This window comes from Carboxylicivirga fragile (genome assembly GCF_050589805.1).
Taxonomy (GTDB): Bacteria; Bacteroidota; Bacteroidia; order Bacteroidales; family Marinilabiliaceae; genus Carboxylicivirga; species Carboxylicivirga fragile.
Map to the genome: position 1 here is coordinate 1 of NZ_JBNGOY010000013.1, position 15,015 is coordinate 15,015.

The window sequence follows — 15,015 nt, forward strand, 5'->3', positions numbered from 1 at the left end:
ATGTAACTCCCATTGAATATGAATTAAATTATTACCAAGTTTTAATTGCGGCTTAAGGTCTTAAAAAAACGTCCGGTTTTTATTTGTAATTCCAAAGCGCTATGCTAAAAGAGATTTTAGTTAAAATACTTGGACTAGTTAAACGACATGTCTTTTCCACATTAGCATTAATAGCCTATTGTGGCTTATGGGGATACTTTATCCATTGGTTTACTTCTGGTAAGGCCAGTTATCCCCATTCATGCGGTGCAGCTAATGCCGGTATGTTGGTTATTACACTTTTTATATCCTTGCTAACTATTGTTGTGTTTGGTGTTCTATCAATGATTCACAAAGGTCAGAACCGTAAGGATTATGTCACCTTTCTGTTGGTTTTTATGAGTCCGATAGTTCTTTTGTTTCTATTTCAGTTATTTTAATATTTTTTTAATCCTATTAAATCTAATTGCAGTTTCACATGGTTTATAAAAGCTACAAATTTACTACTATTGTAAGGTGTGTTATACCCTTTGTCTTTCCTCTTGCGATAGGATTAAACCTAACAATTCTTAATGATCTTGAGCAAGAGCCTCCAATTGAGATGACACATATGACCTTAATAATGGCTCTTGGATTGGCATACTTTATTATACAAACTCCTATTAAACTAAGGTATGTTGAAGCGTCTGAAGATGGACTTTTGGTGAAAGACTTTAAACGTGAAACTCTAATAGAATATAAGCAAATAGAGTGGGTTACTAAATTTGATTTTACAAGTCCATGGTTCATCACCATCAAGTACAAGGATACTAGATCTGGTGAGAGTAAGAAAGTCGCGTATTTTTTAGATAAAAAAGAGCAACAACTATTTGGTGATGATAAGATGACAGCATTTATAAAGAGTAGAATGAAGATTGATAACCCATGGTTTAAGCCAGATGATGAACCGTCCATGATTAAGAATCTCATTATTTTAGTGTTGTATGCGATTCCATTTGTCCTGACTGCAATATATGTTCTTAAGAATTTTTAGTTCTTTAGTAGTTGTAAGTAATACCTTGGTATCTAGTCAAAGTAATTATGGTTGTTTATGAAGAGGTTTTTTAATAAAAGGAATAGGAAACGTTCCTATAAGGCTTATGGATATATAACATTGACAATTATATCATCCCTAATTCTCTATTTATATGGAGAAATAAAGCAAACAGAAGATACAAGTCAGGTTAAAGAGATGTCTGATTTAGAGGATAATCATTTTAAGCTAACATCACGACAAAATACTGAAGATACACTTGTACTTAATGCAAACGGTCCATTACCAGTCAGACCACCTTTTGATACAAGACCTTTGCCAAATGACTTACTCGAATTTGTAAGTTCAAAATTTTCTGAATACAGATTGCCCGAAGTCAATGATTATCCAGAATATTACTTCGATGGCTATTCAAATGATAATAACCTGCCTTATTATTGCTCTGGTCATTTTAATAATGATTCGATTCTTGATCACGCCTTGCTGTTGCTAAAGGATTCGACCGAACAACTAGTCTTATCAATACATAAGTTGGGTGCTGATTATAGAAGCTATAAATTGAGGCAAGCTCCATTGGTATATGACTCACAGAGTAAGAAATGGTTTGTGTCACATATTATTGAAACCGAAAAGGAAAAAGTGCTGGAAGCTATTGATACTACATACCGCATTACAACTGATGCCCTTACTATTGCTGATATCGAAGAATCAAGAACAAGAGTGATGGTTTGGAATATGGTTGCTAATCGATATGATGATTTAGTGTTTGATTAATATTGAATAGCATGATTAGATTTTTAAGTTATATATTGTTGGGAGTAATATTCAATTGCATCTGATATGAAATTACCAGTTGATCACAGATTAAGCTCATTATCGGCAGTTGGTATGGCAATGATCTTTGTTGGTGTCTTTGTCTTATTGATTACTAACGATTGGATCTATTTTATTATATCACTTGGTATTGTTTACATATTGGCCACTCCTTATATGTATAAGCATAATATTAAAGCTGCTGTAATTGAGAGTAATATTATAAGGGTAATGCATAATCGTACAGAAATTGAAGTGCCGCTAAAGTCAATTAAATCAATAACTCACGCTCTTGGAGGTACTACCTTCAGAATAAAGTACTCGTATATATACATACTAAAATTAAAAGAGAAATATGCATTTGGTTCAGAGTTGCAGTTGCGTTACCGACATGACTTTCAGCATATGAATGAAAATGAACCAGAAGAAATTAAAATGATTAGAGGAATATTGGATAGTGATGATTTAAGAACCAATTAATAAATGCTTTAAAATGAAATATATAATCTTTTTATTTTGTCTTTTTACCCAACTGCCGCTACAGAGCCAAAAGTATCAACCAATGGATAATTGGTATAAATTCTATTTAAATGATTTGGGCTTAGGAATAGATGAGCATAAAAGTGAGCTGAATTCATTCGATTTTTCTTCTGTACTATTAAAAACGCATTCATCAAGTATTTATGGCGTAATAGGAGATGATATGCAACGCATCAAAATTAAATGGATTTCAATAAATAAAGATCCGTTTAATCCTGATACTTATTATGCTTATGGCAAAACAAATGTTAAAGGTAATGTTTGTGAGTTTACTGGTGTTTTGAAGATACGAACTATACGCTTATTTCCTAAGGAAGAATATGATATGCCTTCCAGTAGTAAAGTGAATCCTGAAAAGATTGGTGTTCTTTTCTGTGATTACAATTTAGTTGAGAATAAAAGGCAACTGCATACAGGAGTATTTAAAGGCGTTTCTGCTTCCGAGTTTTATATTCATAAGGGGAAATTATTCTATAATGATTTGAGAGCGAGTGCTGATGATATGAGTAACAATCTGTTTGTTGGTGAATGGATAAGTAACAGTACTAAAAAATCCAAAATCTGTTTTTGGGGTGATTATAGAGTGCCAAATGTAAGCGGATTTGATTGTGGAGCGGCTGTCTTTAGTCCTTGTAGTAAATTTGACAATAAAGGCTGGGATGACATTGATGAAGCATACAATTTAAATGACCAGGAAGCATTAAAAAGGGAATTGGAAGAATGGTGGTAGAATCATTCATACATGACACATTTAAAGTGGTATGGTTATTTGATTACACTTCATAAATTAAGATAAAGTATCCAACAACATAAAGATTACATTAATGTCACAGCCTTTAACCCGTCAACAATACATTGAATACTGCAATAACTGTTCAAATAAGTCTTTTGATAATCAAATCGGTTTAATTTGTGGCTTATCGAATGAACAACCCAGTTTCGTAGGCAATTGCGTCAGTAAATCTCCTATTACTGATGAGATGGAAGATATACAGCAACAATTAGTGCAATTAAAATCAAAAAAAAGAAGGTGGAAAACCGTTTGGGTTTCCTTGTCACTAAGTATTGCGACTATTATGCTCATTTTTACTGTTAAAGAAATCAATGCGGCAACTAAGCACAAGGAATTATCTGCTGGATTTGAAAGAACAGCCGGTGACTTTTTTAAAGATAAGGACTATGATGGTGCCATTTACTACTACGAGATATCAATAGAATACGATGATCAGAATATTACGGCCATATACTCGCTTGGTAGGTGTTATGAGGAGTTGGAGAACTATGAAAAGGCCATAAAGTATTATAGGGATGCTATAGCATTGAATTCAAATTATGCCATCGCTTTACGTTCAAGGGGCTATTCTAGGTATAAAATTGATGATTTTGATAATGCTATTGAAGATTATCTGAGATCATTAGAGCTTGAACCTAAAAATACTGCTGCATTAGGAAATGTTGGTAGTATTTATGAAGAAAAATGTGATTTTGAGAAGGCAAGAAAGTATTACTACGAAACACTAAAATATAATCCCGAACACTATGGAATTATGTCTTCTTTGGCTAGTTTGGAGTTTGATTTGGGAAATTATGATGTAAGTATTGACCTATGTTATAAAGTAATTGGTAATCTTGATTTTGGTAAGGATGCTCCTCATGGTACAATTGCCTTAGCTTACCAGGCAACTAATAAATACGATAGTGCAATAGTGCATTTGAATAAAGCATTAGAGTACGCCCCTAATAATGAACATTATTACAATAACAAAGGCTATTCTTTGTCTATTCTAGGGAACGATATAGAGGCTATTAAGAATTACAATAGAGCTATTTCAATTGATTCAACAAACCCAAATTGCTTTTTGAATAGAGGTGATGCAAAATATAATCTTCATCTCTATCGTGAAGCAATAGAGGATTACAATCAAGCTATTTTGCTTTCAGAACTTTATGAGGGGTATAATTGTGGTATTTGCTTTAATAATCGTGGTGCTGCCAAACATATGATAGGTGATAGTATTGGCTTTAAAAGAGATTTTGCCATAGCAGATAGTTTGGGCTATCCAGAATCATATAGTTCATGGACTAACTTAGGAGCTAAAGCTGATTTTTATAATAAGAAGTAAATAATTTGGTAGTTTGATCCAAAAAAGATCCTGGTGACATAACATCTTCCTATGTTAATATAGCGGTAGAGATAAGGAAGTAAAAAAGTGCCCAAATAGGCACTTTTTATTTACCCCTTCACCACTGCCAAAGGTTCCAGCTCCACTTTAACTTTTACCAAATCAGTCTGATTGGCCATCACTGTATCAATATCCTTATAGGCTCCGGCAGCTTCGTCCAAATCCTTTCGATTTCTAATGCTATGAACGATGCCTTTGTCATCTAAACGTTTAATTTCGGTTTCTAAATCTAATTCTCGTTGAGCTTGTTTTCGGCCCATTACTCGGCCTGCGCCATGTGAGCAGGATTCAAAACTTTCAGGATTTCCCAATCCTTCAACAATGTAGGACTTGGTTCCTTGAGAACCCGGGATGATTCCTGTTTCACCCAAGCGGGCACGTGTTGCTCCTTTTCGGTGTACTAATACATTTTCATTGAAATGATTTTCCCAGGCTGCGTAGTTATGCGCAATATTTATCAAGTCATTAAATTCTACTTCACCTTTGAAAACTTCCATAAATGCATTCTGAACACGCTCCATCATTAATCGTCTGTTGGCAAATGCAAAATCAACACAGTAGTTCATCTCCTTCATATAGGCATGAGCTTCTTCTGTTTCGATGGGTAAAAAAGCTAAGTCGTACGATGCAGGTACTGTTGAGTGCCAACGTTCATTTAAGTTTTTAGCTATTTTGTTATAATGTTGTGCCACCTGATTACCAAGATTTCTACTGCCAGAATGAATCATTACCCATATAAACCCATCGGACCCATGTTGAATTTCTATAAAATGGTTACCGCCTCCAAGCGATCCTATTTGTTGCTGTGCCTTGGTTATATGGCGTTCCACTAACATTGGCAATTCATCAGATTGAGGCATGTATTTCTCATCTTGGGCTTTCTTATGCCAAGTAAATCCCACAGGAATCAACTTTCGTAATTGACTCATTATTTGCTTTAGCGTTTCCGAATCAGCATCTTCAATATTAGTACGCATGGCACACATACCACATCCAATATCTACTCCCACAGCATTTGGTATAATCACTCCTTTAGTTGCTAATACACCACCTATAGGCATTCCATATCCCATATGGGCATCAGGCATTAAAGCCACGTGTTTATGGACAAATGGTAAATTAGCCATATTCTTGGCTTGTGTTAAGGCATTTTCTTCAATTTCATCCAACCACATTTTAATTGGTCGTTTTTCGGATGATATAACTTGTTTCATTTTCTTCTTTATTGTATTGTAGGATGCACTATGAATATGCATCCTACAATGATTCTTTATTAGTTTGTAGGTGAAAAGATATCTTTCAATTGGTCAACAATTTGACCACCGCCAGATAAAGATATGGTGTTTATCTTATCGGCAATCTTTTCAACATATTCCATTTCCTTCAACTTGAACAACATTTTATTGTCTTCCATCAATTTAGCGGTGTTTAATAAGCTGCGTGTAGAAGCAGTTTCTTCACGCCTTGTGATGATATTGGCCTGTGCCTTTTTTTGCGCAATTAAAACTTGGTTCATGATTTCACGAACATCGCCTGGTAATATGATATCTCTTACTCCACCATCTATCAAGTCTACACCAAAACTTAATGCTTTTTCTTTGACGGCAGACATCACAAAACTGGTCACTTCTTCCTTGCGCTCAAGAATTTCATCTAAAGTTAATGTGCCCACGTAGGCACGTAAAGCTAACTGAATTGCAACATATAATTGTTTCGTGTAATCCAAGTTCTCTGTTAATGCTTTAATGACATCTACCACCTTGTAGCTGGCAAAGAAACTCATGCGTAAAGCGGCTTTATCCTTAGTCAATAATTCTTGACCTGATACTTCCATTTGTGCTTGGCGCAAATCAGCTTTCATAACGACTATCGGCGTTGCATTATTCCAGAAATAGTATACACCATTATCTAATTCTTTTATTAATGTACCATTTATAAAAAGCAATCCTTTTTCGTATGATTCAACCCGAAAGCTTCTCACGTAGCTATTTAATTCAGGTCGGGTTAATACTGCTTGCTTTACATTATCAATAACATCAGTCTGAGACCTATCAATTTTCTCGAAAGCAAAATTAGTAGCCCCTTTCCAAAAAGCATATCGTCCAGGTGTAAGCACCTCCATAAAAATGCCATTCTCGTATTTTAAGGTTATTTCATCATCCAATACTTCTATTACCTCTAACATATTGGCCAACTCTTCATTCCGCAACAAAATATTTAATTCCATTGAAAATGTGAAAGGTTGTGACATATTGCAAATGCCTACTTTGTCGGTATACCTTACCCAGTATACGCCAGCTTTTAATACTTTAAAAAAATTGCCTTTTCTAAATACTAAGGCTACTTTACCCTCGTTTATCCTTACTCGTTTCATCTGTTCAATATTTATTCTCATTTGTCAGATGGAACTCACGATGAATTTTATTTATGCTTAGTGGGAAGTTTAGCATACTAAAATTCATGTTCGTTTCACCTTAAGGTATATTTAGTTTGTTTTTAATTCATTTAAAATGAAAGCAGAACGACAAAACCATCTTTGCTAACGGGAATAAAGGTAGATCTACTTTAGATAAATTAGTTTTTCTGTTGATTGATATTCAAGACGAATATTCTCATCAATAGAGGAAGTAATTAACCTTAGCAATTCTAACACCGGATTCTCAGGTTATGCAAAGATTGTCATCATTCGAAAATGATAACTGGTCCATAGTCATTCTACTTTCATGTAACCGTTAATCAGAGGTGGTTAACCTCAATTCAGGATTCGAACCTGTCGTCATAAGACTCAGCCATGGAGAAATTGCTCTACCGATTGAGCTATACTGGTTATACGCCAGAAGGAGGATTCGAACCTCCAACCCACATCGTGGTGCATGAATCAGTCGGAATACAAGCAGGATATTGATCTTAACCAAGTCAATACTATGAAGCTATACAGAAACTTTCATCTCGTCTTGCAAACTCTCTTCATCATTTCTTAAACTCCTATATCTAGGAGTAATATTTTATTCACATAAAAGTGATATGTATTCAAAGATCGTTTTATCACATTGACGATACAAAGATTAAACACTACTGCGCAGTCTTTTTGCGTAGTAGATATTAATTTTCTATTTTTCTAAAAATTTATGATATGCCTGCTAATAGAAATGCCTTAATTCGCTATACTACAATTGATAAATGTCTGCGAAATAAATATCGGAAATGGACTCTGGAAGATCTGATTGATGCTTGTTCTGATGCACTATATGAATATGAAGGCATAGATAAAGGAGTAAGCAGACGTACTGTTCAAATGGATATTCAAACCATGCGAAGTGAAAAACTAGGATACAATGCACCTATAATTGTCGTTGATAAAAAATACTACGAGTATGAAGATGCTGAGTATTCCATAACACAATTACCTTTATCAGAACAGGACTTAAATAAGCTGGGAGATGCTGTAGAAATTTTAAAGCAGTTTCAGGGATTTAGTCATTTTAAAGAAATGACCGGGCTTATTCAAAAGTTGGAAAACAAAATTCATACAGAACACAGCCAATCGCGACCAATTATTCATATTGATCGAAATGAAAACTTAAAAGGTTTGGAATACCTCAATGGCCTTTATCAAGCGGTCCTCAAAAAACAAGTAATCAAAGTTGAATATCAATCCTTTAAAGCTAAACGTGCCAATCGTATCTACTTCAATCCCTATTTACTTAAAGAATTCAATAACCGTTGGTTTCTGATTGGAAAACAAAAAAAAGGAGATATGATTATGAATTTGGCGTTGGACAGGATACACACCTTTGAAGTACAAGAAAAAATACCGTTTAAGGATGATCCATTCTTTGATCCAACATCTTATTACGAAAACGTCATTGGTGTGACTGTTAATCATGGTCTAATGCCACGGACTATCAAATTGTTTATAAATGCTGAGAACGCACCTTATGTATTAACCAAACCAATACATAATTCGCAACATGTACTAGAGCAAACTCCGAAAGGAATTACTATTTCTATTAAGTTAACTCTTAACTATGAATTGGAGCGTTTGTTATTGGGTTTTGGTCCGGGATTAGAGGTATTATCTCCTCCTTCATTAAGAAAAAGAATTGGTAATTTGGCTAAAATATCTAGTGAACATTACATTGATTAAAATTTATTCTAATATTATTTCTTGCTAAAATAATTCATTTTTATTTTGTTGCAATATTCTTATTTAGAGTTGTTTTGGTTGCATTGGTGCCATGTGTAAATTGCTTGCTTTAAATATGGCATAGAATATTATTTTCAATAAACATTTGTAAAAGTGAAATAATTGCCATTATCTTTGCAACGCATTTCACCTAGGTAATATATACTAAAGAAAGGGAAAGCATTATGTTGGAATTTACTACACATACAAAACAAGCGATCAGGAAAGGCTAGATAATTCCTAGTTTTAAGATACTCCGTCCTGATCCAATCGATCGGGATTTTTTATACCCTTTCGGTTCATAATCATATTCAATTTTTTTGAGTAGATCGATAATTCAGCTTGGTCATTTTTAACTGCCGTTTGAATAGCTGATCTACAAACTGTCTGTAATTAAATGGACTTGTTTTTTTTCGTCAATCATGTTTGGCATGATGAGTTTAATGAATTCTTATTCAGAATTTAAACGGAATGAATAAATACCATCCATATTATGAGACCATATATCGCACCATAATGGGCAATTACAAGTTAAAAGGCAAAGACCTTAAGCAAATAAATTATAAGTCGGACAGAGCAAAAAGTTTAGCAATAGATATTATGCAACAGAACTTTAAACATCTGTCAAAACCAGAAAAACTAAAACTACTTGAGGATGTACTTTTAAATCCGAAAGAATTCATAAGTCATAATGCATTTTCAAAGTTAGCCGAAGAATTTATTGGAAGAACAAGAATAGAAGGCGGTACTGTTTACAACTTAGATGTTGTAGAAAAGTCTTTCAAAATGTATGGAGGTCAACTGATCACACCTGAAACCATTGAACAAATGAAGGTTGCTATGCAACTTCCAATTAGTGTTAGTGGTGCCCTTATGCCTGATGCACATGTGGGTTATGGCTTACCAATTGGGGGCGTATTGGCTACAGAAAACTCAGTAATGCCATATGGTATTGGTTTGGATATCGGGTGTCGTATGTCGTTGAGTATTTACGATGTTCCTGCAGAATTTATTAAACGAAATGGCTATCAAATAAAGACATCACTTAAGGAGAATACGCATTTTGGAATAGGCAAAGTATTTAAGCAGACTGAAGATCATGAAGTGCTGGATAGATCTGAATTTCATGAAACAGCTTTATTAAAACAATTACATGGAAAAGCTAAAATGCAATTAGGAAGTTCAGGGTCGGGAAATCACTTTGTGGAGGTCGGAATTGTTGAGCTCGGCCCAAACAATCGCTTAAAAATACCAGAAGGGAATTACCTTGGCATATTAGCACATTCCGGTTCAAGAGGCTTAGGCGCTGCAATAGCAAGTCATTATACACAAATTGCAATGAAAAAATGCCACCTCCCTAAAAAAGCCAAACATTTAGCCTGGCTCGATTTAGGTAGCGAAGCCGGACAAGAATATTGGCTTTCGATGAATCTTGCCGGTGATTACGCTAAAGCTTGTCATGATGTTATTCATTACAAATTGGCAAAGTCAATGGGTGTAAAAGCAATAGCCAAAATTGAAAATCATCACAATTTTGCATGGAAAGAGATTCATGATGGTAAGGAATTAATTGTACACCGAAAAGGTGCGACTCCGGCAAACAAAGGCCAATTAGGAATTATTCCGGCAAATATGATTGATCCCGGTTATATAGTCACAGGCAATGGAGCTGCGGATTCACTTTTCTCCGCTTCGCATGGGGCAGGAAGAAAAATGAGTCGGAAAAAGGCCAAAGAATCTATTACCGGTAGTGAGCTAAAAAAGAAATTAAAACAAACTGGCGTTACAACTATTGGCGGTACCGTGGACGAAGCACCAATGACCTATAAAAACATAGAAGAGGTCATGCGAAGTCAGAAAGATCTCGTCAATATTGAGGGAAAGTTTTACCCACAAATTGTAAGAATGGATAAATAATAAAGAAATGGAAAAGATTATACAAATAACATCAGGAAGAGGCCCGGCAGAATGCTGCTGGGTGGTGGCACAAATTCTTAAAATCATCATAAAAGAAGCGAGTACCAACAATTTAAATTACACAATTCTTCATCGGGAAGAAGGTATAGAGAGTAGAACCTTGTATTCAGTAACCATTCAGTTAGACGGCACCAATGTTAATAACTTTATTAAACAATGGGCTGGAACCATTCAATGGATTGGTCAAAGCGAATACCGTAAATACAATAAGAGAAAGAATTGGTATGTAGCTATAAACGAGTTGCAGTTCGTGAAGGAAATTATTCAAATAACTGATAGGGATATTGCCTATCAAGCCATTCGTTCCGGAGGGCCCGGTGGTCAACATGTGAATAAAGTTAGTACTGCGATTAGAGCTACTCATATTCCAACAGGCTTGCAAGTGGTTTCATCCGAAAGTAGATCGCAATTACAAAATAAGAAACTGGCCAAAGAACGATTATTCCAACTTTTAAAACTGGAACAAGTCAATCAGAAAAAAGCATTGGTTAAAGAGAACTGGCAAAATCACAATGAAATTGTAAGAGGTAACCCTATCAAAACTTTTGTTGGAAGTGATTTTAAAGTTCAAAAAAATAATAGGAATTACAAATCCAGAAGACTATCCCTTAAAAATGAAGTAAGGGATATTCTTTCGAAAGAATAAATATTAATTATGAGCACATTAGCAGATCAATACTATATAAAAGCACTCGATCAATATCCATTCAACCTGGAAGAAGCTATTGAGAATTTGAATTATGCCTTAAGTCATAACAATGAACATATAGGGGCTAATTACTTAATGGGTAAACTGCATAGGGAACAATTAAATAATTTGCCAAAAGCAGAGCAATATTACTTAACAGCATTAGCCAGCAATCCTGATGATCTAAATGTCTGTATGGATTACATTTTGTTGCTTATTATACTTAAGGAATATGATAAAGCCAAAAAACTCATCATTTACACCAATAAAATTAAAGGGGTTGATTTGGCAAGAACTTACGCTTTTCAAGCCTTGATTCAAGAATATCAACATGACTATGAAAAAGCACTTTTATTATACAAAGAAGCAAGATTGGAAGCATACAATGAGGAGTTTATGAATTATTTAAATAGTGAAATCAAAAGAGTGAAAATGAAAAGAAAGTATGTTAAAAAAACAAATGAGGAAGAAAACGAAAGTCAGAAAACGTCTTCATAATCATAAAACCATTTGCAATTGAATAGTTTTAACTACATTGATATTTAAAACAACAAGTTATGTTATTGTTTCGCACAAAATATAGAGGAGCTCCTAGTTAAGTATTTACAATAACTAGGAACAAATGAAAGATTCAGATTGGGCACTCCATATTCACATTAAGACGAAATATGAACACCGTATCAGAAAAGCTTTTGGTACTGATGAGTATGGAATAGTTGAAATTCCACGTAAAATTGGGAATTGTCAAATATCCAGAATTCACAATTTTCAAAAAATGGGTGGTTGCCCATACTGTTTCCCTCATGGCATTGAATGCACCAATGCAACTGTATTAAAGATGCGTAACCGTAACTGGAAACGCTACCGTAAAAGACAATGGAAGTAGAATTTAAGGCATCTAGTTTAGGTGCCTGCTTTTTTACATCTTTGCTATTGCTTCAATCTGCTCAATTATATAATCAACTCTTTCGTCACCTGCTGAATATGGCAAAGCACATTCAATTCCTTCCGTTAGGCCATCATCTTGAAGTAAGTCCTGGCATTGTTCTTTAAGATATTGCTTAACGTCTGAGCTTGCAGATTTTATATGATCAAGAATATCACAGAGCTGTAAGTTTTCCGAAGCCCTTTTTTTCCTTATAAACACAACCAGTGTCAAGGTTAATTATATTTGAGTTTGACAGAACTATCTTCTCACAATTCTCAACAGATATCGGGGTATGTCCATGAATGATTGATTTTCCTATCAAAACAGGATTGCTGTATTTATTATTGCGACTCCAAAGCATCTGATGCATGTCATTAAATGGATTGATAACATTATCATTCAATCCTGCATGAACAAGTATTATATCATCTTCAATATGATAATACTTCAGTGAGCTAATAAAGTCAATGTACTTAGTACTAATTTCAGTTGGTTCATTAACTCCAAAACTTTGAAGAGTTGTATTACCTCCATTATAATTCCAAGCCACATTCTGCTGAAAGTCTTCCAAGGCATTAAGGAATTGGTTTAGAGTTCCTCAATTTCAATTGGGTAAAAGGCCATAAATATATCTTCTCCAGATAATAAACATTCGAGATAATCTTTAGTCCCACCCATAATCAGTTTTCCAATTTTAACTTCACAGAAGAAAACAATTCGACCTGTTTCGTATTCTTCATCGTATTCTTCAAAAGATAACATCTCATAATCATCATCTGAAGGTATTCTGTTTAACAATTGACTCAACAGTCGCATTAAAACAAGGTTTTCTGCAATGTTAAAAGCATTCATAATTTGCTGTTTTGATATTTCACTGGATTTTATGAATTCCTTTAACCGAACTTCTTCCTGTATCACAGTTAGTTTCTGAGTGATTGCCATTTTACTTTAGCATTAGTTTAGGATAATAAACAAATTTGAGAAAACTTTCTTTATACAGCAAACTAAGCATCATTTTTGCGGAAGGCATAAGGGAAGAGAATTATTCTTACATAATTAAATTACTAAAGAAACAATTAAACCATGCATGTTGAAATAGATTTACTATTTTTGAGCTAACATATTAGAATAAATTATTGCGTCACTGACGCTTCTCTACAGAAAAACGACCAATTTAACTGAGCAGGAGAAGTTAGGAAGTGAACGCACTCTACATGGGTGTGTTCCTTTCGCTTATTTAGTTTGCTCGGGTGCTTGGTCGTACCTTCTGTAACTAGATATAGTGGAGGTTCACACCCACTGTAAGCTTCCCCGAAAACCGGACAGTTTAAAAGTAGATAATTTTCTTTGGCTTGTTAGAAATGACACATGAAAAATCACAAGCTTAAATATTACATATATAGTATATGCAAAAAGTCTCTTTAAACGCAATAATGATGCACAAAATAGAAAAAAATCAACAACGATTAATCCTAAGACAGATATTCTTTAATCAATCCAATTCGCAAGTTATTATCCACGTTGATAATGTAATTTATCAAGGGGAAATAGTTAGCTATGATGAAGAAGAGGACTCTATATCATTAGATCGGGGAAAAGATATTTCAACCTTGTCATTAGATCATATTGATGAATTATACCTTGTCTCTAATACGCACTTGAATCAAGACTGAAAAGAGGTTAGAAAGAAAAAACATGGATAGTAGCATAGAAATATTTAAAACCAACGATAACCAAACCGAAATACAGGTTCAGTTTGAAAACGAAACAGTTTGGTTAAATAGACATCATATGGCCGAACTATTTGGCCGTGATGTTAAAACTATTGGTAAGCATATAAATAATGTATTTAATGAAGGAGAATTAACTCGTGAAGTGGTTGTCGCAAAATTTGCGACTACCACTCGGCACGGTGCTATCAGCGGAAAAACGCAAACTAAGGAAGTCGAGTTTTATAATCTCGACGTAATTATTTCTGTCGGTTATCGTGTAAAATCACAACAAGGCACTCAATTCCGTCAATGGGCTACACAACGACTGAAAGATTATCTCGTAAAAGGATATGCTATAAATGAAAATCGGTTGGCACAAAAACAACAGGAAGTTGAATATTTAAAAACAGGGATTAGAATTATTAATCGTGCCATTGAAGAAGCAACAAATGACGATAGTAAAGAGGTATTTAGGCTTTTTTCGAAAGGCTTAGCTTTGCTTGATGATTACGACCATGAAGAGCTTGATAAAAGAGGTACTACCTTAAAAAGTACTACCTATCCAAGTTTTGGCATGTATATGGAGCTTATAAATAATATGTACTCAGATTTTGAATCGGATGTATTTGCACAACCTAAAGATGATAGCTTTAGAAGTTCGATAGGCCAAATTATGCAAGGTTTTGGTGGTGAAGATTTATATCCTACCATTGAAGAAAAAGCTGCTAACCTTCTCTATTACGTAGTGAAAAACCATTCATTTGTAGATGGTAACAAGCGTATTGCAGCAGCATGTTTTGTTTTCTTTTTAGAACAAAACAACTCTCTTATAAAACCCAACGGTAAGCCACTAATAGATAATAGTACTCTAGCAGCACTAACATTATTTGTTGCCACAAGTAAAACCGAAGAAGCTGATGTTGTAAAGCAATTGGTTATTTCTATACTTAATCGAAATTATTAAGTATAGTCTCAC

The 15,015-nt window shown here is 34.4% G+C and carries 17 protein-coding genes; 13 read left to right on the forward strand and 4 right to left on the reverse strand.

Features of this window, described 5'->3' with window-relative positions; genetic code table 11:
* The first annotated feature begins 101 nt into the window (after nt 1-101).
* The 6 genes from ACRD7B_RS07255 to ACRD7B_RS07280 all read left to right on the forward strand — a co-directional run bounded on the left by ACRD7B_RS07255 (nt 102) and on the right by ACRD7B_RS07280 (nt 4,488).
* On the forward strand, nt 102-419 hold the full coding sequence (locus tag ACRD7B_RS07255; RefSeq protein ID WP_430823829.1) for a hypothetical protein: 318 nt from the start codon (nt 102-104) through the stop codon (nt 417-419).
* Between the two features lie 38 nt (nt 420-457).
* On the forward strand, nt 458-1,012 hold the full coding sequence (locus ACRD7B_RS07260; RefSeq protein ID WP_430823830.1) for a hypothetical protein: 555 nt from the start codon (nt 458-460) through the stop codon (nt 1,010-1,012).
* A gap of 57 nt (nt 1,013-1,069) precedes the next feature.
* Complete coding sequence (locus tag ACRD7B_RS07265) at nt 1,070-1,786, forward strand: hypothetical protein (RefSeq protein WP_430823831.1); 717 nt, start codon at nt 1,070-1,072, stop codon at nt 1,784-1,786.
* Nucleotides 1,787-1,852: 66 nt separating this feature from the next.
* The gene (locus ACRD7B_RS07270) at nt 1,853-2,305 is read left to right on the forward strand and encodes a hypothetical protein (RefSeq protein WP_430823832.1); all 453 of its coding nucleotides are present in this window, start codon (nt 1,853-1,855) and stop codon (nt 2,303-2,305) included.
* 82 nt (nt 2,306-2,387) lie between these two features.
* The gene (locus tag ACRD7B_RS07275; protein WP_430823833.1) at nt 2,388-3,095 is read left to right on the forward strand and encodes a hypothetical protein; all 708 of its coding nucleotides are present in this window, start codon (nt 2,388-2,390) and stop codon (nt 3,093-3,095) included.
* 94 nt (nt 3,096-3,189) lie between these two features.
* Complete coding sequence (locus ACRD7B_RS07280; protein WP_430823834.1) at nt 3,190-4,488, forward strand: tetratricopeptide repeat protein; 1,299 nt, start codon at nt 3,190-3,192, stop codon at nt 4,486-4,488.
* Nucleotides 4,489-4,598: 110 nt separating this feature from the next.
* Here the strand turns inward: ACRD7B_RS07280 and ACRD7B_RS07285 are convergent, their stop codons facing one another.
* Nucleotides 4,599-5,762 (reverse strand): RtcB family protein, encoded by a 1,164-nt coding sequence (locus ACRD7B_RS07285; RefSeq protein WP_430823835.1) that lies wholly within the window; start codon nt 5,760-5,762, stop codon nt 4,599-4,601.
* Between the two features lie 59 nt (nt 5,763-5,821).
* Nucleotides 5,822-6,922, reverse strand: coding sequence for a slipin family protein (locus ACRD7B_RS07290; protein WP_430823836.1), 1,101 nt, complete (start codon nt 6,920-6,922; stop codon nt 5,822-5,824).
* 759 nt (nt 6,923-7,681) lie between these two features.
* Here ACRD7B_RS07290 and ACRD7B_RS07295 point away from each other — a divergent pair.
* The 6 genes from ACRD7B_RS07295 (at nt 7,682) to ACRD7B_RS07320 (ending at nt 12,452) form a co-directional block, all read left to right on the forward strand.
* The gene (locus ACRD7B_RS07295) at nt 7,682-8,695 is read left to right on the forward strand and encodes a helix-turn-helix transcriptional regulator (protein ID WP_430823837.1); all 1,014 of its coding nucleotides are present in this window, start codon (nt 7,682-7,684) and stop codon (nt 8,693-8,695) included.
* Nucleotides 8,696-9,205: 510 nt separating this feature from the next.
* Nucleotides 9,206-10,651 carry an RtcB family protein gene (locus tag ACRD7B_RS07300; protein WP_430823839.1) on the forward strand — a complete coding sequence of 482 codons (1,446 nt, stop codon included), beginning with the start codon at nt 9,206-9,208 and terminating at the stop codon, nt 10,649-10,651.
* A gap of 7 nt (nt 10,652-10,658) precedes the next feature.
* Nucleotides 10,659-11,357, forward strand: coding sequence for a peptide chain release factor H (gene prfH, locus ACRD7B_RS07305; RefSeq protein ID WP_430823840.1), 699 nt, complete (start codon nt 10,659-10,661; stop codon nt 11,355-11,357).
* 9 nt (nt 11,358-11,366) lie between these two features.
* Nucleotides 11,367-11,897, forward strand: a complete 531-nt coding sequence (locus tag ACRD7B_RS07310; RefSeq protein WP_430823841.1) for a hypothetical protein — start codon at nt 11,367-11,369, stop codon at nt 11,895-11,897.
* 124 nt (nt 11,898-12,021) lie between these two features.
* Complete coding sequence (locus ACRD7B_RS07315; RefSeq protein WP_430823842.1) at nt 12,022-12,285, forward strand: hypothetical protein; 264 nt, start codon at nt 12,022-12,024, stop codon at nt 12,283-12,285.
* Nucleotides 12,276-12,452 carry a hypothetical protein gene (locus ACRD7B_RS07320; protein ID WP_430823843.1) on the forward strand — a complete coding sequence of 59 codons (177 nt, stop codon included), beginning with the start codon at nt 12,276-12,278 and terminating at the stop codon, nt 12,450-12,452. Before ACRD7B_RS07315 ends, ACRD7B_RS07320 begins: the two co-directional genes overlap by 10 nt.
* A 47-nt stretch (nt 12,453-12,499) precedes the next feature.
* Here the strand turns inward: ACRD7B_RS07320 and ACRD7B_RS07325 are convergent, their stop codons facing one another.
* Complete coding sequence (locus ACRD7B_RS07325; RefSeq protein ID WP_430823844.1) at nt 12,500-12,898, reverse strand: metallophosphoesterase family protein; 399 nt, start codon at nt 12,896-12,898, stop codon at nt 12,500-12,502.
* Nucleotides 12,899-12,915: 17 nt separating this feature from the next.
* A complete protein-coding gene (locus tag ACRD7B_RS07330) occupies nt 12,916-13,179 on the reverse strand; it encodes a hypothetical protein (RefSeq protein WP_430823845.1) in 264 nt (87 codons plus the stop codon).
* 843 nt (nt 13,180-14,022) lie between these two features.
* On the opposite strand from ACRD7B_RS07330, the gene ACRD7B_RS07335 reads away from it, so the two are divergent.
* Nucleotides 14,023-15,003 carry a virulence RhuM family protein/type II toxin-antitoxin system death-on-curing family toxin gene (locus ACRD7B_RS07335; protein WP_430823846.1) on the forward strand — a complete coding sequence of 327 codons (981 nt, stop codon included), beginning with the start codon at nt 14,023-14,025 and terminating at the stop codon, nt 15,001-15,003.
* Nucleotides 15,004-15,015 lie beyond the last annotated feature (12 nt).